The sequence below is a fragment of the Bacillus sp. SIMBA_026 genome, from assembly GCF_046535335.1.
Taxonomy (GTDB): domain Bacteria; phylum Bacillota; class Bacilli; order Bacillales; family Bacillaceae; genus Bacillus; species Bacillus velezensis.
On the sequence record NZ_JAWRWX010000001.1, the window covers coordinates 1,529,088 to 1,550,753 of the forward strand.

The 21,666-nt window shown below is 46.2% G+C and carries 24 protein-coding genes; 9 read left to right on the forward strand and 15 right to left on the reverse strand.

All coding sequences use genetic code 11. The features are described 5' to 3' along the window. Positions 1-176 precede the first annotated feature (176 nt). Entirely contained in the window at positions 177-707 is a 531-nt protein-coding gene (gene loaP / locus SB847_RS07170) for an antiterminator LoaP (protein ID WP_007612427.1), read from the forward strand. A 319-nt stretch (positions 708-1,026) separates the two neighbouring features. Here the strand turns inward: loaP and SB847_RS07175 are convergent, their stop codons facing one another. Then, positions 1,027-1,905: a LysR family transcriptional regulator gene (locus SB847_RS07175; protein ID WP_342018729.1), complete on the reverse strand. Its 879-nt coding sequence runs from the start codon at positions 1,903-1,905 to the stop codon at positions 1,027-1,029. Between the two features lie 138 nt (positions 1,906-2,043). On the opposite strand from SB847_RS07175, the gene SB847_RS07180 reads away from it, so the two are divergent. The 3 genes from SB847_RS07180 to SB847_RS07190 all read left to right on the forward strand — a co-directional run bounded on the left by SB847_RS07180 (position 2,044) and on the right by SB847_RS07190 (position 4,408). After that, on the forward strand, positions 2,044-2,367 hold the full coding sequence (locus SB847_RS07180; RefSeq protein ID WP_015240166.1) for a GlpM family protein: 324 nt from the start codon (positions 2,044-2,046) through the stop codon (positions 2,365-2,367). A 137-nt stretch (positions 2,368-2,504) separates the two neighbouring features. Continuing rightward, entirely contained in the window at positions 2,505-3,521 is a 1,017-nt protein-coding gene (namA, locus tag SB847_RS07185; protein ID WP_003153250.1) for an NADPH dehydrogenase NamA, read from the forward strand. A gap of 113 nt (positions 3,522-3,634) precedes the next feature. Next, positions 3,635-4,408: an alpha/beta fold hydrolase gene (locus tag SB847_RS07190; protein ID WP_038459097.1), complete on the forward strand. Its 774-nt coding sequence runs from the start codon at positions 3,635-3,637 to the stop codon at positions 4,406-4,408. A 49-nt stretch (positions 4,409-4,457) separates the two neighbouring features. Here the strand turns inward: SB847_RS07190 and rpmG are convergent, their stop codons facing one another. Further along, positions 4,458-4,607: a 50S ribosomal protein L33 gene (rpmG, locus tag SB847_RS07195; protein ID WP_003153246.1), complete on the reverse strand. Its 150-nt coding sequence runs from the start codon at positions 4,605-4,607 to the stop codon at positions 4,458-4,460. 78 nt (positions 4,608-4,685) lie between these two features. Continuing rightward, positions 4,686-5,612, reverse strand: coding sequence for a ribonuclease Z (rnz, locus tag SB847_RS07200; protein WP_410561563.1), 927 nt, complete (start codon positions 5,610-5,612; stop codon positions 4,686-4,688). Between the two features lie 208 nt (positions 5,613-5,820). On the opposite strand from rnz, the gene zwf reads away from it, so the two are divergent. Further along, positions 5,821-7,290 carry a glucose-6-phosphate dehydrogenase gene (gene zwf, locus SB847_RS07205; protein ID WP_012117935.1) on the forward strand — a complete coding sequence of 490 codons (1,470 nt, stop codon included), beginning with the start codon at positions 5,821-5,823 and terminating at the stop codon, positions 7,288-7,290. Positions 7,291-7,380: 90 nt separating this feature from the next. Here the strand turns inward: zwf and gndA are convergent, their stop codons facing one another. Together gndA and SB847_RS07215 are read right to left on the reverse strand one after the other, a co-directional pair. Then, a complete protein-coding gene (gene gndA, locus SB847_RS07210) occupies positions 7,381-8,790 on the reverse strand; it encodes an NADP-dependent phosphogluconate dehydrogenase (protein WP_007408395.1) in 1,410 nt (469 codons plus the stop codon). A gap of 108 nt (positions 8,791-8,898) precedes the next feature. Further along, positions 8,899-10,143 (reverse strand): DNA polymerase IV, encoded by a 1,245-nt coding sequence (locus SB847_RS07215; protein WP_410561561.1) that lies wholly within the window; start codon positions 10,141-10,143, stop codon positions 8,899-8,901. Between the two features lie 75 nt (positions 10,144-10,218). Between SB847_RS07215 and SB847_RS07220 the strand changes: the two genes are divergently transcribed. Together SB847_RS07220 and SB847_RS07225 are read left to right on the forward strand one after the other, a co-directional pair. Continuing rightward, the gene (locus tag SB847_RS07220) at positions 10,219-10,500 is read left to right on the forward strand and encodes a hypothetical protein (RefSeq protein ID WP_003153239.1); all 282 of its coding nucleotides are present in this window, start codon (positions 10,219-10,221) and stop codon (positions 10,498-10,500) included. 32 nt (positions 10,501-10,532) lie between these two features. Beyond that, positions 10,533-11,369 carry a membrane protein insertase YidC gene (locus SB847_RS07225; protein ID WP_410561559.1) on the forward strand — a complete coding sequence of 279 codons (837 nt, stop codon included), beginning with the start codon at positions 10,533-10,535 and terminating at the stop codon, positions 11,367-11,369. Between the two features lie 114 nt (positions 11,370-11,483). On the opposite strand, the gene SB847_RS07230 is transcribed toward SB847_RS07225, so the two are convergent. Genes SB847_RS07230 through mce form a run of 3 tightly spaced genes read right to left on the reverse strand, consistent with a single transcriptional unit; the run spans position 11,484 to position 14,554 of the window. Further along, a complete protein-coding gene (locus tag SB847_RS07230; RefSeq protein ID WP_007612437.1) occupies positions 11,484-12,599 on the reverse strand; it encodes a M20/M25/M40 family metallo-hydrolase in 1,116 nt (371 codons plus the stop codon). A 16-nt stretch (positions 12,600-12,615) separates the two neighbouring features. Next, the gene (locus tag SB847_RS07235) at positions 12,616-14,139 is read right to left on the reverse strand and encodes an acyl-CoA carboxylase subunit beta (RefSeq protein WP_410561557.1); all 1,524 of its coding nucleotides are present in this window, start codon (positions 14,137-14,139) and stop codon (positions 12,616-12,618) included. Next, the gene (gene mce / locus SB847_RS07240; RefSeq protein ID WP_015240172.1) at positions 14,126-14,554 is read right to left on the reverse strand and encodes a methylmalonyl-CoA epimerase; all 429 of its coding nucleotides are present in this window, start codon (positions 14,552-14,554) and stop codon (positions 14,126-14,128) included. Before mce ends, SB847_RS07235 begins: the two co-directional genes overlap by 14 nt. 93 nt (positions 14,555-14,647) lie before the next feature. Here mce and prli42 point away from each other — a divergent pair, with 93 nt between their 5' ends. Further along, positions 14,648-14,743, forward strand: coding sequence for a stressosome-associated protein Prli42 (gene prli42, locus SB847_RS07245; protein WP_007408390.1), 96 nt, complete (start codon positions 14,648-14,650; stop codon positions 14,741-14,743). A gap of 13 nt (positions 14,744-14,756) precedes the next feature. Here the strand turns inward: prli42 and SB847_RS07250 are convergent, their stop codons facing one another. The 6 genes from SB847_RS07250 to brxB form a co-directional block, all read right to left on the reverse strand. Further along, positions 14,757-15,287 (reverse strand): L,D-transpeptidase, encoded by a 531-nt coding sequence (locus tag SB847_RS07250; RefSeq protein WP_044802582.1) that lies wholly within the window; start codon positions 15,285-15,287, stop codon positions 14,757-14,759. Positions 15,288-15,356: 69 nt separating this feature from the next. Beyond that, positions 15,357-16,310 (reverse strand): aromatic acid exporter family protein, encoded by a 954-nt coding sequence (locus SB847_RS07255; protein WP_410563144.1) that lies wholly within the window; start codon positions 16,308-16,310, stop codon positions 15,357-15,359. A gap of 76 nt (positions 16,311-16,386) precedes the next feature. Further along, positions 16,387-17,109, reverse strand: a complete 723-nt coding sequence (artM, locus tag SB847_RS07260; protein WP_410561554.1) for an arginine ABC transporter ATP-binding protein ArtM — start codon at positions 17,107-17,109, stop codon at positions 16,387-16,389. Next, a complete protein-coding gene (gene artQ, locus SB847_RS07265) occupies positions 17,102-17,761 on the reverse strand; it encodes an arginine ABC transporter permease ArtQ (protein ID WP_003153227.1) in 660 nt (219 codons plus the stop codon). The genes artM and artQ overlap by 8 nt, the downstream gene beginning before the upstream one ends. A 61-nt stretch (positions 17,762-17,822) precedes the next feature. Beyond that, entirely contained in the window at positions 17,823-18,590 is a 768-nt protein-coding gene (gene artP / locus SB847_RS07270) for an arginine ABC transporter substrate-binding protein ArtP (protein ID WP_082998722.1), read from the reverse strand. A gap of 245 nt (positions 18,591-18,835) precedes the next feature. Next, entirely contained in the window at positions 18,836-19,273 is a 438-nt protein-coding gene (brxB, locus tag SB847_RS07275; protein WP_003153223.1) for a bacilliredoxin BrxB, read from the reverse strand. 178 nt (positions 19,274-19,451) lie between these two features. On the opposite strand from brxB, the gene SB847_RS07280 reads away from it, so the two are divergent. Further along, positions 19,452-20,348, forward strand: a complete 897-nt coding sequence (locus SB847_RS07280) for a YegS/Rv2252/BmrU family lipid kinase (protein WP_410577496.1) — start codon at positions 19,452-19,454, stop codon at positions 20,346-20,348. Between the two features lie 43 nt (positions 20,349-20,391). On the opposite strand, the gene SB847_RS07285 is transcribed toward SB847_RS07280, so the two are convergent. Further along, on the reverse strand, positions 20,392-21,654 hold the full coding sequence (locus SB847_RS07285) for a dihydrolipoamide acetyltransferase family protein (protein ID WP_410577498.1): 1,263 nt from the start codon (positions 21,652-21,654) through the stop codon (positions 20,392-20,394). Between the last annotated feature and the right edge of the window lie 12 nt (positions 21,655-21,666).

Here is a 21,666-nt window from a genome sequence, read left to right on the forward strand (position 1 = left end):
TTCATGTCAAAGAAAATTTCATCGCTTCTCTGTCAATTGGGTCTATACTTATTTTTCATTTTCATATATTATGTAAAAAAAAGACGAATTAGAAAAATTTTTAATCACTTTAAATACTATCCATTAAATACTTTCTTTGTATAATAATTTCTTATTATTCTAAGGAGGATCCAGTCATGAAATGGTACGCACTTTTTGTAGAGTCGGGAAAAGAAGAAGCAGTGCAAAAATTTCTGCGTCTGCAGTTTGATGAGCAGGCTCTCTACTCAATCATACCCAAGAAAAAAGTCACAGAACGAAAAGCCGGAATCAAATACGAGGCACTCAAAAAGATGTTTCCGGGATATGTTCTGTTTAAAACGAAGATGACAGAGCGGACATTTCATAAAATCAAAGAACTCCCCATTTCATGCAGAATCGTGAATAACGGCGCATATTATTCCAAAGAGCGTAAAACCTATTTCACGACAATTAAGGATGAAGAAATCCTCCCTATTATCAGGCTGATCGGAGAAGGAGACATTGTAGATTATTCAAAAGTCTATATTGAAAATTCAAAAGTAACCGTTGCCTCAGGGCCTCTTAAAGGAATGGAAGGGATTATTAAAAAGATCGATAAAAGAAAAAGACGCGCCAAAATCTGCCTGTCTTTTATGGGACTGGACAAAATGGTCAACGTCGGAATTGAAGTGCTCTCCAAACCCTAGCATTTCAAAAAAAGCATCAACAGCATGTGCCGTTGATGCCCTTTTTATATAAACAGACGAAAGCCCGACACCAAAATAGCCCCAGACTTTTTGTTTTCAAGGCATAGTTGACCTGAAGCCGTGCTGCGCCCAAGAGGCAAAAATCACATTTAGGGGAAGATAAATCCAGAGCGGTGAATTGACGGTTGAGCTTCATGACGAAAAATATGTGCTGACTTCGGGCGATGCCGCACAGTTATTTTAATTCCTCGGATGAATCGGTGACATATTTTATGCTGGTCTATTATCCTGAACCGGCTTAAACGCACATCAGGCTTCTTCAGACAGAAGCCTGACGGACCGCAACCCATTCTTGTATGCATTGAATCAGTTTCTGGACAGAAGGTGTCTGCGTCTCCTTTGCATGAGCTGTCAAAATGCCGAGCTGCCTGGAGACATACCGGTCGAACCGTTTGATGAGCACATCACAATCATTCACCAAAAGCTGCGGCAAGATGCTGATCCCCAGATTGTTCCGCACCATTGCAATAATCGCTTCATCCCCTCTGATTTGATAAGCGACCCGCGGCGTAATCTTTTCTTCCTTCAGCACTTTCAGCACATCAAAATGTGTCTCCGGATAAGGCACGATACATTTGACGGACTCCATGACATGTAACGGAACCGTTTCACATTGCGCCAATTCATGCTGCGGGCTCATCACCGCTACAATCGGGTCTTCGGCCAACGGGTAAAAATACCACTTCTCGCTGTGGGATGTCCCGATCGCCGCATCAATCCGGTCATCTTTCAGCCATTCTTCCAGTTCAGTAGAATTTCCTTCAAACAAATGCACCTTAATGGAAGGATACAGCTCATGAAATTCCCTCAAAATTTTCGGCAGCCATTTTACCGCCACGCTCGTAACAGTGCCGAGCCGGACTTCCCCTCTTTCTAACCCATTAATATTATCAACGGTTTCAGACAGTTTTTCATAGTTTTTTTGAATTTCCTTCATAATATGTAACACTTTCAAGCCATTTGCGGTGGGCCTCACTCCATGCCGCTGTCTGATCAAAAGCGGAAAACCGTACTCTTCCTCTAATTTACTGATCATTTGGCTGATGTTCGGCTGTGTGTAATTCAATATGGCAGCGGCTTGGGTCAGACTGCCGCTTTCAACCGTTTTAATAAAGGCTAAATGCTTCTTTAAATCCAACCGGCTTCATCTCCCAGATATCATTCTTTATTATCCAATGCATTAGTTATATTTAGTTTACTTATACATCAATCAAAAATAAAATGGCAATGTCTCCATCATTATACTTGATAACAAACAGAAGGTGAGCGTTTCAGCATGAGTTTTCTCATTCAGTTTTTTATCGGCGGCACCGTTATGGTGGCCGCCGCGTATTTAAGCAAGTCGAAATACTTATTTTTATCAGGCGTTATCACATTGCTGCCAATCATGACGTTACTGAATATTCACTTGCAGCTGAAAAATATGAGCCCCGACGATTTCAGAGCCGCTCAAAAAAACGGAATATTCGGTGCCTTCGGCGCAGTGATCTTCATCAGCAGTATTTTCATCCTGACAAACTGGTTCAAAGGTGGCCACGCAGTCATCGGTGCGTTTCTCATCTATATTTGCTATATGATCGGCTGTAAATGCCTGTTATGAAGATACGGCACCGATGGTATAAAAAAATGCCCTTCCAGAACAATAATAACAATGCGCTCAGTCGTGAGCAGTTTATATGACTGAATGATCATGAATTGTTATAATCAATGTCTAAAACATTCCGGGAGGCGAAATAAATGGCCAGAAAATTATTCACACCATGGACCGTTAAAGATGTAACGATCAAAAACCGTATTGTTATGGCACCGATGTGCATGTATTCCTCACATGAGAAGGACGGAAAACTGCAGCCTTTTCATATGGCGCACTATATATCGCGTGCAATCGGCCAGGTCGGCCTGATTATCGTTGAAGCGACAGCCGTTAATCCGCAGGGGCGCATTTCCGATCAGGATTTAGGCATTTGGAGCGATGATCATATCGAAGGTTTTGCCAAACTGACGGAACAAGTGAAAGCGCAAGGATCTAAAATCGGCATTCAGCTTGCGCACGCCGGACGTAAAGCTGAGCTTGAGGGAGACATTTACGCTCCGTCAGCTATTCCGTTCGACGAGCAGTCCAAAACACCGGCTGAAATGACGACAGAACAAATTAAAGAAACCATTCAGGAATTCAAACAGGCAGCGGCGCGCGCGAAAGAAGCCGGCTTTGACATTATTGAACTTCATGCGGCACACGGCTACTTAATGCACGAATTTTTGTCTCCTCTGTCCAATCACCGTACAGACGAATACGGAGGCTCACATGAAAATCGCTACCGCTTCTTAGGCGAGACCATTGAAGCCGTCAAGGAAGTCTGGGACGGCCCGTTATTTGTCCGTATTTCTGCATCAGATTATACAGACAAAGGTCTGGACATTGCGGATCATATCGGTTTTGCGAAGTGGATGAAAGAACAGGGAGTCGACCTCATTGATTGCAGCTCAGGCGCACTCGTTCAAGCTGATATTAACGTCTTCCCAGGCTACCAAGTGAGCTTCGCGGAGAAAATCCGTGAACAGGCCGAAATCGCAACAGGCGCCGTCGGTTTGATAACGACGGGAACAATGGCGGAAGAAATTCTGCAAAACAACCGCGCTGACCTTATTTTTGTCGCGAGAGAACTTCTGCGCGATCCGCACTTTGCAAGGAGTGCAGCGAAGCAGCTGAATACTGAAATACCGTCACCGGTTCAATACGACAGAGCATGGTGACGAAGAGACAGCCGGAGTTTTTCGATCCGGCTGTCTCTTTTTTTATTTTTTGAGAAACGATTGCCGAAGCTTCTCCGTCTTCCCTATAGAACCAATTAGAGGGGATGACTCCAATGAAAGCAGCATGGATGGAAAGGACATATCTGATTGACGGGTGTCCGTTTTATACGAAACACCGTAAAGGCGCCGGCGAAGTGACGATCGTCTTTGAAGCCGGCTACGGCACTTCTTCTGAAACATGGACATCATTACTCGCTGACATAGATGAAGAATTTGGGGTTTTCACATATGACAGAGCCGGAATCGGCAAAAGCGGACAAAGCCGAAACAAGAGAACGGCGGACCACATGGTACAGGAATTAAACACTCTTCTTCTGAAGGCCGGCGTCAAGCCTCCTTATCTTGTCGTCTCGCATTCATACGGCGCGATTATCAGCAGACTTTGGGCGAGCCGGAACCGCCGGGATATTCTCGGGATGGTGATGCTTGATCCGGTTTCTGAGGATCAGGAGACGAAAGTGCTTCCGCTTCTTCCCGAAGAAATGAAAGCCGCCTATTTGAAACAGTTCATATTGGAAGGATCACACGCGGAATTTTTGACGAGCCTTCGTCAGATCAAGCATCAGCAGATTCATTTCGGCGATATGCCGCTGTTGATTTTATCATCGGGAGAGCGGGATGAGCGCTTAAAGCACGCTCATGAACAATGGGTGAAGCTGCACAGAAGCATGCTTGATGTCTCTTATCAAAGCGGATGGATTCAGGCCAAAAACAGTTCTCATGCCATTCACCACGATGAACCGCACATCGTCCACCTTGCCATTTATGATGTTTGGTGCGCGGTGCGCCAGCAAATGAATGCCCCTGCCTATCAGGCGGTGAACTGATAAAACAAAAGCCATTGTGCAACGGCACAATGGCTTTTGTTATCGTGATCTATTTTGTCTCACGATGCAACGTATACTTTTTCAACCGGGGGGAATACTTTTTCATTTCTAACCGGTCCGGATTCGTCCGTTTGTTCTTCGTCGTAATATAATTTCTGTCCCCTGTCTCTGTACAGGCCAATGTAACATTTACACGCATCATTTTCACCCCTTATATAAATCGTAATTATTGCGTTTTATTATATCTCACCAGAAAAAAATGTCAAGCGTCCATTTTTTAAGACCGCTCCACAGTGACCTCCATGAAGTCAAATGCGATCTTACTGTTTTCAAATACCGCTTTCGCCTCATGTTCGAGACGCTCTATCGGCGATTCACCCTGATACCTTGCGCTGATATGAGTTAAGATCAGCTGTTTGGCGCCTGCTTTTTTTGCCGTTTGCGCAGCCTGTTCTGTCGTCGCGTGATAATAATTATGTGCGAGCTTTGCATCTTCCTTGGCAAACGTCGCTTCATGAATAAGCACATCCGCATTGCGCGCCAGCTCCGTTACCCGCTCTGATGCCCTCGTATCCCCGGAAAAAGCGACGATTCTCCCTTTTTTCGGGGGTTCCAAAAAATCCAGCCCGTTAATGATTCTGCCATCGTCAAGTGTGACCGTTTCGCCTTTTTTGATTTTCTGATAGACGGGTCCGGGCGGGATATTCATTTCTTTTAATCTGCCGGCCTGCAATGCGCCGGGAATATCCTTTTCCTGAACCCGGTAGCCGAACGCTTCCACGCCGTGAATGACGGATGCTGCGGTAACAATGAATTGCTCATCTTCAAAAATCGTCCCCTCTTCGATTTCATGTACGGTAAGAGGATACGTCAGATGAGTCGCCGTCACGTTCAGGCTTGTTTCGATAAAGGCTTTAATGCCTTTTGGCCCGTAAATCGTCAGCTCTTCTTCACCGCCCTGAAATGAACGGCTCCCCAACAGACCCGGAAGACCGTAAACATGGTCGCCGTGAAGGTGGGTGATGAAAATCTTCTCAATTTTCCTCGGTTTGATTGTTGTATGTAATATCTGATGCTGAGTGGCTTCTCCGCAATCAAACAGCCATACGGAACGCCTTTCTTCAAGAAGCTTCAGCGCGACGGACGTTACGTTTCTCGTCTTTGCCGGCATGCCGGCCCCCGTCCCTAAAAATAATAATTCCACAATGCTTCCTCCTAGATCTTTGTACTACTAAGGATACAGGATCAGGCTGAAAATGTGAATTCACCCGGGCCTTCTCCGGCCTGATTAATTTTTTTCCGCAAACCGCAAAAAACAGGCTGAAATGTTTGCTTTCAACGAATTTTAGATTTAAAATGAAGGAAATATGCGGGGTTTTAAACCATGCTTCAGATAAAGTGAGGTACTCTAAGTGAAAACAAACGACAAACCAAAAGCAGTAATTGTAATATTTGGTGCCACAGGGGATTTGGCAAAACGAAAACTTTACCCATCCATTCACCGTTTATATAAAAATGGTCAAATTGGTGAAGAGTTTGCAGTTGTAGGTGTTGGAAGAAGACCTTGGTCAAACGAGGACCTCCGGGAAACCGTTAAAACGTCTGTTTCTTCTGCCGGGCAAAAAGACATAGACGATTTCACATCTCATTTTTATTACCATCCGTTTGATGTAACGAATCCGGGTTCCTATCAGGAGCTGAATGTCCTGCTTGATCAGCTTGAACATACATATGAAATCCCGAACAACAGAATGTTTTACTTGGCGATGGCTCCTGAGTTTTTCGGCACTATCGCAAAATCACTTAAAAACGAAGGTGTCACAGCGACAAATGGCTGGTCCCGTCTCGTCATTGAAAAACCGTTCGGTCATGACCTGCCGAGTGCGAAAGAGCTTAACAAAGAAATACGCGAAGCTTTCACGGAAGATCAAATTTACCGGATCGACCATTACTTAGGCAAACAAATGGTTCAAAATATCGAAGTCATCCGGTTTGCGAATGCGCTGTTTGAGCCGCTGTGGAATAACCGCTACATCTCAAACATCCAGATTACGTCAAGTGAGGATCTCGGCGTTGAGGATCGTGCGAGATATTACGAGAAATCAGGCGCACTCCGTGATATGGTTCAAAACCATATTTTACAAATGGTCGCTCTCTTGGCGATGGAACCGCCGATTAAACTGAACACGGAAGAAATCCGCAGCGAAAAAGTGAAGGTGCTGAGAGCCCTCCGCCCTGTCGCTCCAAACGAAGTAAGTGACTTCTTCGTCCGCGGACAATACCAAGCGGGAACGATTGACGGAAACGCTGTACCGAGCTATACAGATGAGCAAAATGTAGCACCGGATTCCAATACGGAAACATTCGTGTCCGGAAAGCTGTTAATCGATAACTTCCGCTGGGCCGGCGTTCCGTTTTATATCCGCACAGGGAAACGGATGAAAGAAAAATCAACGAAAATCGTCGTTCAATTTAAAGACATTCCGATGAACCTTTATTACGGCAATGAAACGAATGTAAATCCGAACCTGCTTGTCATCCATATTCAGCCGGATGAAGGCATCACACTATATCTGAACGCTAAAAAATTAGGCGGAGCCGCACATGCTCAGCCGATTAAGCTGGACTACTGCAGCAACTGCAGTGATGAAATGAACACACCGGAAGCCTATGAAAAATTAATCCATGACTGTCTGCTCGGTGATGCGACAAACTTTGCCCATTGGGACGAAGTGGCGCTTTCCTGGAATTTCGTCGATGCGATTTCCGAAACGTGGGCAGCCGACAAAACCCTTTCTCCGAATTATGAAGCCGGGTCAATGGGACCGAAAGCTTCGGACGATCTTCTTGAAAAAGACGGTCTCCACTGGTGGAATATATAAGAAAACATCAAAAAACCGCGGCGCCGTTCATGACGGCCTGCGGTTTTTAATATCAGAAAAGCCCCCGCAATAACTGCGGGGGCTTCTTCATTACTTCATCCATTCAGTATGGAAAATGCCTTCTTTATCTGTGCGTTCATACGTATGCGCGCCGAAGTAATCACGCTGCGCTTGAATCAAGTTTGCAGGAAGCACTGCCGTACGGTAGCTGTCGTAATACGCAAGTGCGCTTGAGAACGAAGGTACCGGCACGCCTTGGGCTACGGCAAGTGAAATCACTTGGCGAAGGGCGCCTTGGTAGCTTTCTGCAATGTTTTTGAAGTAGCTGTCTAACAGCAGGTTGTCAAGCTCCGGTTCACGGTCATATGCGTCTTTGATCTTTTGCAGGAACGCCGCGCGGATGATACAGCCGCCGCGGAAGATCATCGCGATTTCACCGTATTTCAGATCCCAGTTATATTCTTCAGACGCGGCTTTCATTTGGGCGAAGCCTTGTGCGTAAGAACAGATTTTACTCATGAAGAGCGCTTTTCTGACCGCTTCGATCAGCTCTTCTTTATTTTCAGTGACCGGCTTAACGTCTGGCCCGGACAGAAGGCTGCTTGCTTTCACACGCTCTTCTTTCATTGCGGAAATGAAACGCGCAAAAACAGATTCAGTGATAATCGGAAGCGGCACGCCTAAGTCAAGAGCACTTTGGCTTGTCCATTTACCCGTTCCTTTTTGGCCTGCTTTATCAAGGATGACGTCAACAAGCGGTTTGCCCGTTTCTTCATCTTTTTTAGTGAAAATGTCAGCCGTGATTTCGATCAGATAGCTGTCAAGCTCTCCTTTGTTCCACTCAGCGAATACTTCGTGAAGCTCTTCGGCAGACAATCCGAGCACCTGTTTCAAAATGAAATATGACTCAGAGATCAGCTGCATGTCACCGTATTCGATACCGTTGTGCACCATTTTTACATAGTGCCCCGCTCCGTCCGGGCCGATGTATGTCGTACAAGCTTCTCCGTCCACTTTAGCAGAAATGGCTTCTAGAATCGGTTTCACGAGTTCGTGCGCTTCCTTTTGGCCGCCCGGCATAATAGAAGGCCCTTTCAGCGCTCCCTCTTCACCGCCTGATACACCCGTTCCGATAAAGTGAATGCCGCTTTCGGCAAGCTCTTTGTTCCGGCGCTGTGTATCTTTATAGTATGTATTTCCGCCGTCAATCAAAATATCGTCTTTTTCCAGATGAGGAAGAAGAGATTGAATCGTCGCATCCGTTGCAGTTCCCGCTTTAACCATTAATAAAATTTTACGGGGTGTTTCAAGAGACTGGACAAACTCCTCAATGCTGTATGTACCGACAACATTTTTGCCTTTTGCCTCTTCTAAAAACTCTTCCGTTTTGCTGCTTGATCTGTTGTATACAGACACAGAAAATCCCCGGCTTTCGATGTTAAGAGCCAGATTTTTACCCATTACCGCAAGACCGATAACTCCGATTTGTTGTTTTGACATATTCTAACGTCCCTTCTTCAAACGTTTAACCATTTTAAAATTTAAATTAAAATAAAATGATATTTATACTAAAGAAATTATCATACATAACCCCTTTTTTCAAGTTATTCACCTTTTCTTTTCATCCTGGAAAAAGTCTCTGTTAAAGCTCGTTCCCCTTGTTTTGCTTTCTTCTTTTTTTATAACGGCGCCTTTTCTGATCAGGTTTTGGCCGTACTTTTCATTCAGCTCGTTCATCATCTGAAAAATCGGCTCATCCTTTGCGTCCTCCTTGAATGAAAACAGATCAAGCTGTTTATACGCCTGCTGTTTTTCAACCAGTTCCGTTCCGGTGATGCCGAGAAGCCTTACCGGGTTTTGGTTCCAGTGCTTGTCAAACAGTTCCATCGCCGCTTCCATGATGTCTTTTTTCTGATCAGCCGGATTGCTGAGGGTCATGCTTCTTGTGACTGTTTTCCAATCCGCATACCGAATCATGATGAACAGCCGGCAGGCCATGACCTCCTTGCGCTGGAGCCGTTCGCTCACAGACAGCGCGAGCCGTTCAAACACGCCCGTTAATTCATCCCAGTCAGCCGAATCATGCGACAGGGTGGATGAGTTGCCGACGCTTTTAAATTCATAAATCCGCTCGGGATTGACTTCTGCAGGATGGATGCCGTTCGCTTTATCCTTCAGCCTCGGGCCGTTTATGCCGAGAAGCGTTTTCAGCGCATGTTCATCTCCTTTTGCCAAATCACCGATCGTTTTGATGCCGAGCGTTTTTATTTTTTCCGCAGTTTTCGTTCCTATACCGTGCATCTCTTCAATCGGAAGAGGCCATAAGACGTCCGGCAGCTTTCTTTTTCTTAAAATGGTGATGCCGAGCGGTTTTTTCATGTCAGACGCCATTTTGGCGAGAAATTTATTCGGGGCGATGCCGATGCTTGACGGAAGCAAAAGCTCTTTTTGCAGTCTCGCCTGAATGTCTTCGGCTGTCTCATACGCCCTGTGTCTGTGCGGTGTGTCCGTAATATCCATGTATCCTTCATCAATAGAAACAGGCTCGACTAAATCCGTATACTCCCTCAGAATGCTGAACATTTCTTTTGATGAACTCCGGTAGCGGTCAAAATTCGGAGGCACGACGATGAGTTCCGGACAGAGGCGTTTTGCCCGCCACACCGGCATGGTGGTCTTTACGCCCCGCGCTCTCGCTTCGTAGCTGCAGGTGACGATGATTCCTTTCCGTTCCTTCACGTTTCCGGCAACGGCGATAGGTTTTCCTCTTAAAGACGGATCATACGCCATTTCTACGGAAGCATAAAAACTGTTCATATCGATATGAAATATAATTCTCCCTTTTCCGGCCACTCCCGGCGCCTCCTTTCCTTTCATAGACAACCTTATATATATGTAGTAAAATAAGAGCTGAATGGATGTGATAAAATGATTCTTGAGTCAATGAATGACTTTTTATTTTTAGTCGATTTTTTCACAATTATTCTTCCCGCTCTGACCGCGATCGGCATCGCTTTTCTTTTGCGTGAGCGCCGCGCAGGAGAGCATTGGAGAACGAAACGAATAGATGAACATCAAGCAGTCGTTCAGCTGAACCGAACAGACTTTCTTATTATTATATATCATCGCATTACAACTTGGATACGTAAAGTCATCCGCATGAATTCACCGGCGAATGATGATGAAGATGTCAGCTTCCTCCTTTTATAACGGCAAGTGAAGATAAAAAGGAGGAGACATAATTGTCTAAAACATATCAAAAATGGATCGCATTCGGATTGTTTTTTATCGTACTGTGCACAGGCCGCTCGGCTTTTGCGGCGACATCTCAGACTCAGACGGGAGGCCTCGAGAATATCGGTTTTTTCCACGATTACCTGATCGAGCCGTTTTCGGCACTTTTAAAAGGTGTGGCGGGCCTGTTCCACGGTGAGTACGGACTGTCGATTATTCTGGTGACGATTATCGTCCGGATCGTTGTATTGCCTTTGTTTGTGAATCAATTTAAGAAACAGCGGGTGTTCCAGGAAAAAATGGCTGTGATCAAACCGCAGGTCGACAGCATTCAGGCTAAAATAAAACAAACGAAAGATGCGGAAAAACAAAAAGAACTGCAAATGGAAATGATGAAGCTTTACCGTGAGCACAATCTGAATCCGATGGCAATGGGATGTCTTCCGATGCTGGTGCAATTCCCGATTTTGATCGGTTTTTATTACGCCATCCGCTCAACGCCGGAAATCGCTTCACACTCATTTCTGTGGTTCAGCTTAGGGCATTCTGATATTCTTGTATCACTGTGCGCGGGGGCCATGTATTTCTTACAGGCATATATTTCCCAAAAATTAAACGAGAAATATTCACCGGCTGCTCAAAATCCGGCCGCGATGCAGTCAGCAAAAATTATGGTCTTTATTTTCCCTGTCATGATGACCATTTTTTCACTTAACGTACCGGCTGCGCTGCCGCTTTACTGGTTTACAAGCGGACTGTTTTTGACAGTGCAGAATGTACTTTTACAGCAGACGCATCATAAAAAGAAACAAGCTGCGGCTCAGGCGGAGCCCGCCAAATCATAATACTGAACCCCTGCCGGAACCTATCCGGCAGGGGTTTTTTCTTGTATCTGCAAGTCTTTAAGCCAATTATCATGAAGAATGAAAAAAGCACCCATTCAACTGGGTGCTTCGTTTTTAGTTGGCCGCTGTTTCGATAATGGCAACGACCATTTCCGCCGTTTTGACGAGCTCTTCAATCGGCATTTTTTCATTTTTCGTGTGAATTTGTTCATAGCCTACTGACAGGTTGACTGTCGGAATGCCGTGGCCGGCAATGACGTTTGCGTCACTTCCGCCGCCGCTTGTCTGAAGTTCGCTCGGCCGGCCGATTTTTGCCGCCGCTTTTTTCGCGACTTCCACAACCTGATCGCCGTCCTGATATTTGAAACCCGGATACATGACCGCGATGTCCACTTCCGCGCGGCCTCCCATCTCAGCTGCAGCAGATTCGAAAGCTTCTTTCATTTTCTGCACTTGCGCTTCCATTTTTTCAGGCACTAATGAACGCGCTTCAGCCAGAATATCAACCTGGTCGCAGACGATATTGGTTTGCGTGCCGCCTTCGAAACGTCCGATATTAGCCGTTGTTTCTTTATCAATACGGCCGAGCGGCATTTTAGAGATAGCTTTTGACGCGATTGTAATCGCGGAGATGCCTTTTTCCGGTTCTACCCCCGCATGAGCCGTTTTCCCGAAAATGGTTGCTCTCACTTTCGCTTGTGTCGGCGCGGCTACAATAATGTTGCCGACTTTTCCGTCTGAATCAAGCGCAAAACCGTATTTCGCGGTAATGTCTGAACGATCCATTGCTTTTGCCCCGACTAATCCCGATTCTTCTCCGGCCGTGATAATGAATTCAATGGTGCCGTGCTCGATGTTTTGTTCTTTCAGCACTTTAATGGCTTCAAACATTGCGGCAAGACCCGTCTTATCATCAGCGCCGAGAATCGTCGTGCCGTCGGTTTTTACATAGCCGTCTTCCACAATCGGCTTAACGCCTTTGCCCGGGACAACCGTGTCCATGTGCGATGTGAAATAAATCGTATCCGCATCTTTTGTGCCCTTTAACGTACAGATTAAGTTGCCGGCGCCATGCCCCGTCACTTCTTTTGTATCATCTTCTTTTACGCTCAATCCCAAATCAGTGAATTTTTGTTTGAGCACCTTGCTGATTTCCGCTTCATGTTTTGTCTCTGAATCAATTTGAACGAGTTCAAGAAATTCTTCAAGCAGACGTTTTTCGTTTACCATTTTCAGTTCCCTCCGTTTAAAGCGGTATATTACCGTGCTTTTTTTTCGGTCTTTCCTCTTCCTTATGCGCAAGCATGTTAAATGCCAGAATCAATTTTTTCCTCGAGTCTTCCGGCCGGATGATATCATCCACCATTCCGCAGGCCGCCGCTTTATACGGACCGGCGTTTTCCTTTTCGTATATGGCTTTTTTTTCGCGCTTCGTTTTCTCCGGGTCGTCAGAAGCCTGTATATCTCTGCTGTATAAAATCGACGCCGCGCCTTCCGCTCCCATCACGGCGATTTCCGCATTGGGCCAGGCGAATACAAGATCAGCCCCGAGCCCTTTCGAATTCATGGCGACATAGGCGCCTCCGTAGGCTTTTCTGATGATGAGCGTCACTTTCGGCACCGTCGCTTCGGCAAAAGCATACAGCAATTTTGCTCCGTGACGGATGATCCCCGCATGTTCCTGCTGAAGGCCCGGAAGAAATCCAGGAACATCAGCGATCGTCAATAACGGAATATGAAACGCGTCGCAAAAACGGATGAATCTCGACGCTTTGTCAGCGGCATCAATCGTGAGGCTTCCCGCCAAGTGTTTCGGCTGGTTTGCAACAACACCGACTGTACGCCGTCCGAGTTTCAGAAAACCGACAGCAATGTTTTTGGCAAAATACGGCTGAATATCAAAAAACGTTCCGTCATCCGCCAGTTCTTTTATAACCTGTAACACATCGTAAGGTTTCGAACTGTCCGCGGGAACGAGGGTGTTTAATAACGGTCTGGCGTCTTCCTTTTTAACGGGCAATGCCGTCTGTCCGCCGTGCGGGAGATAAGAAAGCAGGGTTTTCACAGCGGAAAGAGCCTCTTTTTCCGTTCGTGCGGAATAGTGGGCATTTCCGCTTATCACATTATGTATTCCCGCACCGCCTAAACTTTCCGCGTCAATCTGTTCACCCGTAACCTGTTCAATGACTTTCGGGCCTGTAATAAACATGTGCGACGTATATTCCGCCATAATCACAAAATCCGTCAAAGCAGGTGAATAAACAGCACCGCCGGCACACGGCCCAAGGATGACAGAAATTTGCGGAATCACTCCCGAGTAAAGGACGTTGCGCCTAAAGATATGACCGTATCCATTTAATGATACCACACCCTCTTGAATTCTCGCACCACCTGAGTCGTTCAGCCCGATGATCGGAGTTTTATTTTTCGCCGCCAGATCCATTACCGCCGCGATTTTTTCCGCATGTGTCTCGCCGAGCGTCCCGCCGAGTACGGTAAAGTCATGGGCAAACAAATACACGGGCCGTCCGTCAATTGTGCCGTATCCAGTAACGACGCCGTCTCCCGGAGCATTCCGGCACCCGGGCATGCGGCTTTTGGCAAACGGCTGCAGCTCTGAAAAACTGTCTTCGTCCAATAAATAGTCAATTCTTTCTCTTGCCGTCAGCTTGCCTTTTTTGTGCTGTTTTTCATTTTTTTCCGCACCGCCGCCGTTTGTTAAAAAGGAACGTCTTTCGTTTAAGTGTCTGATATGATCACTCATGCTCATCTTGAGTTTCTCCTTTTTCTATTGTTTCACAAAGCTCAATCAGGACCCCGTTCGCCTCTTTTGGAGAGAGAAATGCGATCTTCTTCCCGCCCGCTCCGTTTTGCGGTTCATGATGGATCAAAGTCATGCGGCATGCTTCAAGCTCCTTGATCGTTTCCTTCATATCGGCGCAGCGGAATGCCAAATGATGCAGCCCTTCGCCTCTTTTCTGTAAAAAAGAGCTGACGGGAGACGCGTCCGACAGCGGCTCAATCAGCTCAAGCTTTGTGCCTCCCGCCTCTAAAAAAGCAACTCTCACATTTTGGCCGCTTACCAGCTCGTCTCCCATATACGTAAGCCCGAGCATCCGTTCGTAAAATCCTCTCGCAGCTTCAATAGAGCTGACGGCAATGCCGACATGATCAAGTTTTTTCATAGCGCGGCCACCTGCTTTCCGCCATAGGATATGGCTTGTTCATACAAGCAAAACACGTTAAAATGATAGACAGTAATCTTAAGGAGTGAAACAATGTCTCAAAAATTTATGAAAAGCGCCGTCATCGTCATTTTGGGCGTATTTATACTTTCAACCCTCCTCTCAGGCATTATGATGTATTTGCGGTAAAAAAGCAGGCGCCTCATTGCAAGGGGGTTTCCTGCTTTTTTATGAGGGCTTTCCGCTCTATTGCAATATCCTCAAATGAGCGGTTTTCTTTTGTAATCAATACTTTCGTTCCGGGAGGGATAATCCGGAAAATACGGATGACATCCCGGTTTTTCATACGGATGCAGCCGTTTGACACAAACCCCCCGATCAGCTCTTCTCTGTTTGTTCCGTGAATGCCGTATATCCTGCCGTCGGTTCCTTTCGCGTCAAAGCCGATCCAGCGGACGCCGAGCGGGTTTTCCGGCGCGCCTCCCTCTACATTTTTCTTCCGGTAATACGGATTGACGGCTTTGACCGTTACCGTAAATTCTCCTTCAGGCGTCAAATCATCCGTTTTTCCCGTCGCCACCTGATAAATGCCTTCTATTCGGTTATCCTTCACAACAGCAAGCGCATTTGTGGCTTTATTGACGATAATATAAGGGTCACCCGGCAAAGGGTTTGCGCCAAGCGGCCAAAGCGGAGACATCAGCAGGGCGGCTGACAATAAAAAAAATCGCATGGGCTCCCCTCCTTTTTTCATTAGAATGACCAATGAAAGGAGGACTCATGCGATTGATCCATATGTTTTTTACAGCTTGATGCCTTTGAAATAACTTTTAATCACGAGATATTGTTCCATCTCACCGAGGAGGTGGAACAAAGCCGCCCGAGCTTCAAACTCCTCGCGCGTTGCCGGGAGCGGCATTTCTTCAAATTCCGTTCTCATTTCTGCAAGTCTTTTTAAAAATTTATGAGCGGTATTTCCGGGATGAATGGCTTCCCTTAATTCATGGATGAAATGGGCGATTATTTTGCCCTGCTCCACCGTTATTGAAATAGAGGTAATCTTCGGCAGCAGCCGTTCAATGATTTCAAATTGTTTCTGTCTCATCTTAAAATAATGATAGTAGAGATTTTCATGGCGCAAAATATGATTCTGCACGTCCCGATAGGCGAGGTTTTTCGCCTCTTGAATCATCTGATGCGTCTCCGGTATTTCTTTCCCCGACCAATCTTGCTCACCAGTTAACAAATACCGTTCGATTTCGGCGAAGATGACGGAAAAGTTGTCCTCGATTTTTTTCCGGTACGCCGCGAGTTTTCTGTCGAGGCTCGGCATATACAGATTCATTAACAGCGCGACGCCGATACCTACGGTAATCAGCTGGAACTCATTCCAGATAAACGCCATCGTAATGCCGCCGGACATATATAAATGAAGAATGATTACTGAGCTGGTGACGATCCCTTCGTTTATTCTTAAAACGACTGTAGTCGGAATGAACAGCACCAGCAATATTCCGATCGCAAACGGGTAATAGCCGATCAGCCCGAAAAAGACATATGAGAAGCCGATTGCCAATAAACAGGCGGCAAATCGGGCCCACGAGGCCTGAAGCGACCGCTTTTGCGTAATCTGGATGCACAATATGGTGATGATTCCTGCGGATGCGAAGTTTTGCAGATGCAACAGCTGGGCTAAATAAATGGCCAGCGCCGTTCCAAGTGCGGTCTTTAGTGTCCGGTAACCGATTTTAAACATTGCTTGCTCCATTCTGTTTGTTTCTTTCTCAAAAAAAAGAAGAAGAGCATTCTTCTTCTTTTCTTCCAGTTATATTTTATAATATTTTTTCTAAAAAGTCCTGTGCTCTTTTTGACTTCGGAGAAAGAAAAAAATCTTCCGGCTGCCCGTCTTCCACGATCGTCCCTTCATCCATAAATAATACGCGGTCTGCGACTTCTTTGGCAAACCCCATTTCGTGCGTTACGATCACCATCGTCATGCCCGTCTGCGCAAGCTCTTTCATCACCTCAAGAACTTCTTTGACCATTTCCGGGTCAAGAGCCGAGGTCGGTTCATCAAACAGCATGATGTCAGGATTCATGGCAAGCGCCCGGGCGATGGCGACCCGCTGCTTCTGCCCGCCTGACAAACGGTTCGGATAGTCGTCCCGTTTGTCAAGCAGTCCGACTTTTTCAAGGAGAGCGCACGCCTTTTCCTCCGCCTCCTGTTTAGACTCTTTCTTCACGCTGACCGGCGCGTATGTGATATTTTCAAGCACCGTTTTATGAGGAAACAAATGAAAATGCTGAAATACCATGCCGATATTTTCCCGCACTTTCAGTTTATTCGTTTTAGAGGCGGTAATTTCATTTTCTTTAATGGCAATCGTTCCGCCGCTCGGGGTTTCCAGAAGATTTAAGCAGCGCAGAAACGTTGATTTGCCGGAACCGGAAGGGCCGATGACAGCGACGACTTCCCCTTCTTCGATCTGTGTTGAAATGTTTTTCAGTACTTCATGTTTCCCGAATGATTTTGACAGGTTGTCGACCTTAATCATTGGCTTTCAGCTTCCTTTCTACGCCTTTTCCGATGAATGCTAAGATCAAAACGAGCACGTAATAGATTAAGCCCGCCACAATAAGAGGTTCTAAATAGTTGTATGTTGCGGCGCCGGACTGGTAGGCCCGTCTCATAATGTCGCCAAGACCGATAACTGTGACGATCGCCGATTCTTTCGTTAAGGTGATTAATTCGTTAATAATAGCCGGAGAAATGTTTTTAAACGCCTGCGGCAGCAGCAGATCTTTCATCATTTTTCCGTACGGCACGCCGAGAGCGACGGCAGCCTCTTTTTGTCCTTTGTCAATTGCGTTGATTCCCGCTCTGATAATTTCAGAGACGTAAGCGGCTGAATTGAGCGATAATGCGGTGACCGCCGCCCAAAATTGATCGATCTGAAAGCCAAGGAGCTGCGGCATACCGAAATAGATGATCATCAGCTGCAGCACGAGCGGCGTGCCGCGGAATATCGAAGTATAAAAATCCGCAATCCATTTCAGCGGACTGATCGTGCTGATTTTAAATAAGCTGAGCACGATGCCTAATACAAGACCGATGACCGCTGAAACGAGCACAATTTTCAATGTGACCGCAAGGCCTTCCAATATAAAAGGAATTTGGGGGATTGTCGCTGAGAAATCCAAATTCATACGTGTGATCTCCTTTGTCTTTATTCAAGATAAAAAGCTCAACGAAAAGTTGAGCTTTCTTTTATTTCTCGTTGGTGAACCATTTTTTCTTCAGTTTTTCGATTTCTCCGTTTTTCTCCATTTCTTTCAGCGCTTTGTTGAACTTCGCTGTCAGATCACTGTCTTTGCGGAACGCAATCGCGGAACCCGATTCGTCTGATTTCGCATCTGCTGACGCAAAGCCCTGCAGATCTTGATTTGAACTGAAATAGCCTTGTGCTACGATGTCTTCGATAATCGCGGCATCAAAACGCCCGGATTTGATCTCTTCGGTTAAGTCTGAGATCCGGTTGCGGTCTTCGAGCTGAAAACCGTATTTCGAAGCGAGCTTCTTGCCTTTTTCCTCTTGAATGGAGCCGAGCTGAACACCGATGGTTTTGCCTTTCAGATCATTCAGGGATTTAATGCTGCTTCCCTTTTTCGTAACGATCATATTGTTAGCAGTATAATAAATATCAGAAAAATCAACTTGCTTTTTCCGTTCCGGCGTAGGTGTCATTCCAGATAAAATCATATCTACCTGCTTGGACTTCAAGGCTGTAATCAGGCTGTTGAAGTCCATGTCCTGCACCTCAACGTCATAGCCGGTCTTTTTGCCCAGAGCTTTTGCCAGATCAACGTCAAACCCGGTGATCTGATCGCCGTCTTTATATTCAAATGGTTTATAGTCAGCCGATGTACCCATAATCAGCTTGTTCTTTCCGCCTTCTGAGCCTGAATTGCCTGATCCGCAGGCGGACAGCGCAAAGGTGATACATGCGGCAGCTAATACCAACAGCCATTTCTTCATGATTCATTTCCCCCATATCTACTGATCTCTTAAATTTGAATATTTATTCGTTAACTTGTATTTTAAACACTTTTTAATTGTGATGCAATACTATTTTTGAAAAATATATTTTCCTTTCTGTGTTTATTATAGTCATTGTTTTTCAGATTAGTGACAGCTGAACACCGATGTATAAATATTTATATTTATACAGATTCCATATAAAAAAACCCCGCAAGCGCTTGGCTCCGGGGTTTTTCTTTCACTTATACTTCTTCACAATATTCTTCAAATGCTTCCTGCAGTTTTGTGACGACGGCCATCGGCTCATGGCCTTCAATTTCATGGCGTTCCACCATTTTCATGATTTTCCCGTCTTTTAAAATGGCAAATGACGGAGAGGACGGCGGATAGCCTTCAAAGTATTCTCTCGCTTTGGCTGTCGCTTCTTTATCCTGTCCGGCAAATACCGTCACAAGCTGATCCGGGCGTTTATCGTAATGTACGGAATGGTACGCGGCAGGCCTTGCAATACCGCCTGCGCATCCGCACACAGAGTTGACCATGACGAGTGTCGTTCCTTTTTTCGAAAGCGCTTCGTCCACTTCCTCAGCGGTTTTCAGCTCTGTATACCCGGCGGCCGTGATTTCCTGGCGGGCTTGACGCACGACATCATTCATAAATAAATTAAAATCCATATTCAACTGGGACCTCTCCTTTTTGATCATCTCTTCTTATGATAGCAAGGAACCTCCCTATCGGCAAATGACACCGCTCATATCCAATTGTTTTTTGTCCCTTTTATGTTCCCGATGTAAGTTTATGACCCTTTAAAAACGGGAAACTTGGTAAGGAGATTGTCTGAAATAAAGGAGCAGTCATATGAGCCAACGGAAAGCAGTTTTAATTTATAACGGAAACGCCGGTCAAAAGCAGATTGATAAAACGCTCGGCACGGTCATCCCCATTTTGGCCCAGTCAGCTGACGAACTTCTGATTAAACCGACCAAACATCAGGATGACGCCCGTCAGTATTGTGAAAATCTCGACAGTTCAGTTGACCATTTATATATTTTAGGCGGAGACGGCACTGTGCATCAATGCATCAACAGCATCAGCAAGCTTGATCACAGACCCGCTGTCGGCATTTTGCCGGGAGGAACGTGCAACGATTTCTCCCGGGCGCTCGGCATCCCGCAAAACCTCCAAAAGGCCGCTGAAGCGCTCGCGGCCGGACGTAAACGGATGATTGACGTCTGTAAAACGGATGACGGCTATTTTCTGAACTTCTGGGGCATCGGACTGATCACCGAAGCATCAAGCCATATCAATGAAACTGAAAAAGCATGGCTTGGTAAAATCAGCTACTTCACGAGCGCCTTGCGGACGATGACAAGTGCGAACCCGTTTCCTGTCAAATTGACGATTGACGGCGAGGTGAAAGAAGACGAAGCCGTAATGGTGCTTGTCATGAATGGGCATTATATCGGGACAAACAGAGTTCCCCTGCCTGATGCCAGCCTCCGGGACGGCTTAGCCGATGTGTTAATCTGCCGCAACACAAGCCTTGCCGCGCTGCGGGAGCTGATGACGATGGAGCAGGGTTCGTTTGATGATTTCAAAGGGGAGCTGTCCTATATTCAGGCCTCCAGGATTGAAATCGAAACCGGACGTGAAATGGACGCGGATACAGATGGCGAGGTATACGGAACAACACCTTGTACGATCGAAGTGAAAAAACATCATCTCACTATGCTTGTTCCCGAGGATTCACAATAAAAATAAAAAAGCTCCTTTTGCCGCCCGGGCAAAAGGAGTTTTTTTAATAGACGGAAGTATGTTCATCAATGTTTTCTAAGATCTCTTTGACGCGTCCTAGGAATCGGCCGCACACGAGCCCGTCGAGCACCCTGTGATCTAAAGACAGGCAAAGATTAACCATATCACGAACGGCGATCATCCCGTTATTCATGACAACCGGACGTTTGACGATAGATTCTACCTGAAGAATCGCCGCCTGCGGATGGTTGATAATGCCCATAGATTGAACTGAGCCGAAAGATCCCGTGTTATTGACGGTAAATGTGCCGCCCTGCATATCTTCCGCAGTAAGTTTTCCGTTTCTCACTTTTTTCGCAAGATCCGTTATTTCTCTGGCTATGCCTTTAATCGTTTTTTCATCAGCATGCTTAATAACCGGAACAAACAGCGAATCTTCCGTGGCAACGGCAATGGAGATGTTGATGTCTTTCTTTTGGACGATTTTGTCTCCCGCCCACATGCTGTTCATCTGCGGGAACTCTTTGAGAGCCTGCGCCGCCGCTTTTACAAAGAAAGCGAAAAATGTTAAATTAAAGCCTTCTTTCTGTTTAAATGAGTCTTTAATGCTGTTTCTGTACGCCGTCATGTTCGTGACGTCGACTTCCATCATCGTCCAGGCATGCGGAATTTCTGTTTTGCTTTTATGCATATTGGCGGCGATGGCTTTTCTGACGCCTGTAACCGGAATTTCAATATCACCGGCTGACAGAGCTGGTGCCGGCGCTTGTTTTTGCTGTTGTTTCGGCGCTTGTTGCGTTGTTTGAACGGCAGCCGGCGCCGGTGCTTCCGACTTCTGCTGTATTCCCGAATCAATGATTTTTTGAATGTCTTTTCGCGTAATTCTTCCGCCTGCACCCGTTCCTTCAACTTCTTCAAGCTGAATGCCGTGTTCTCCCGCTAATCTGAGCACGGCCGGCGAATAACGCGCTTTATTTGACTGGTCTTTACCTTGACGGTTTGCACCGGTGTCTGAAGGGGTATTCTGCTCTTCTTCCCGCTTCGGCGCCGCTTCGGTTTCCGTTTCTTCTGTTTCAATTTTGCAGATGATCTCGCCGACTGCAAGAGTCTGGCCTTCTTCTCCTACAAGTTCTGTAATCGTACCGGTAAAAGAAGACGGCACCTCCGCATTCACTTTATCTGTCATGACCTCCGCGATGGGGTCATATTTATTCACTTGATCACCGGGGGATACCAGCCACTTGCTGATCGTCCCTTCCGTCACGCTCTCTCCGAGCTGAGGCATAGCCATTTTTTCAATCGCCATGTCAAAAACCTC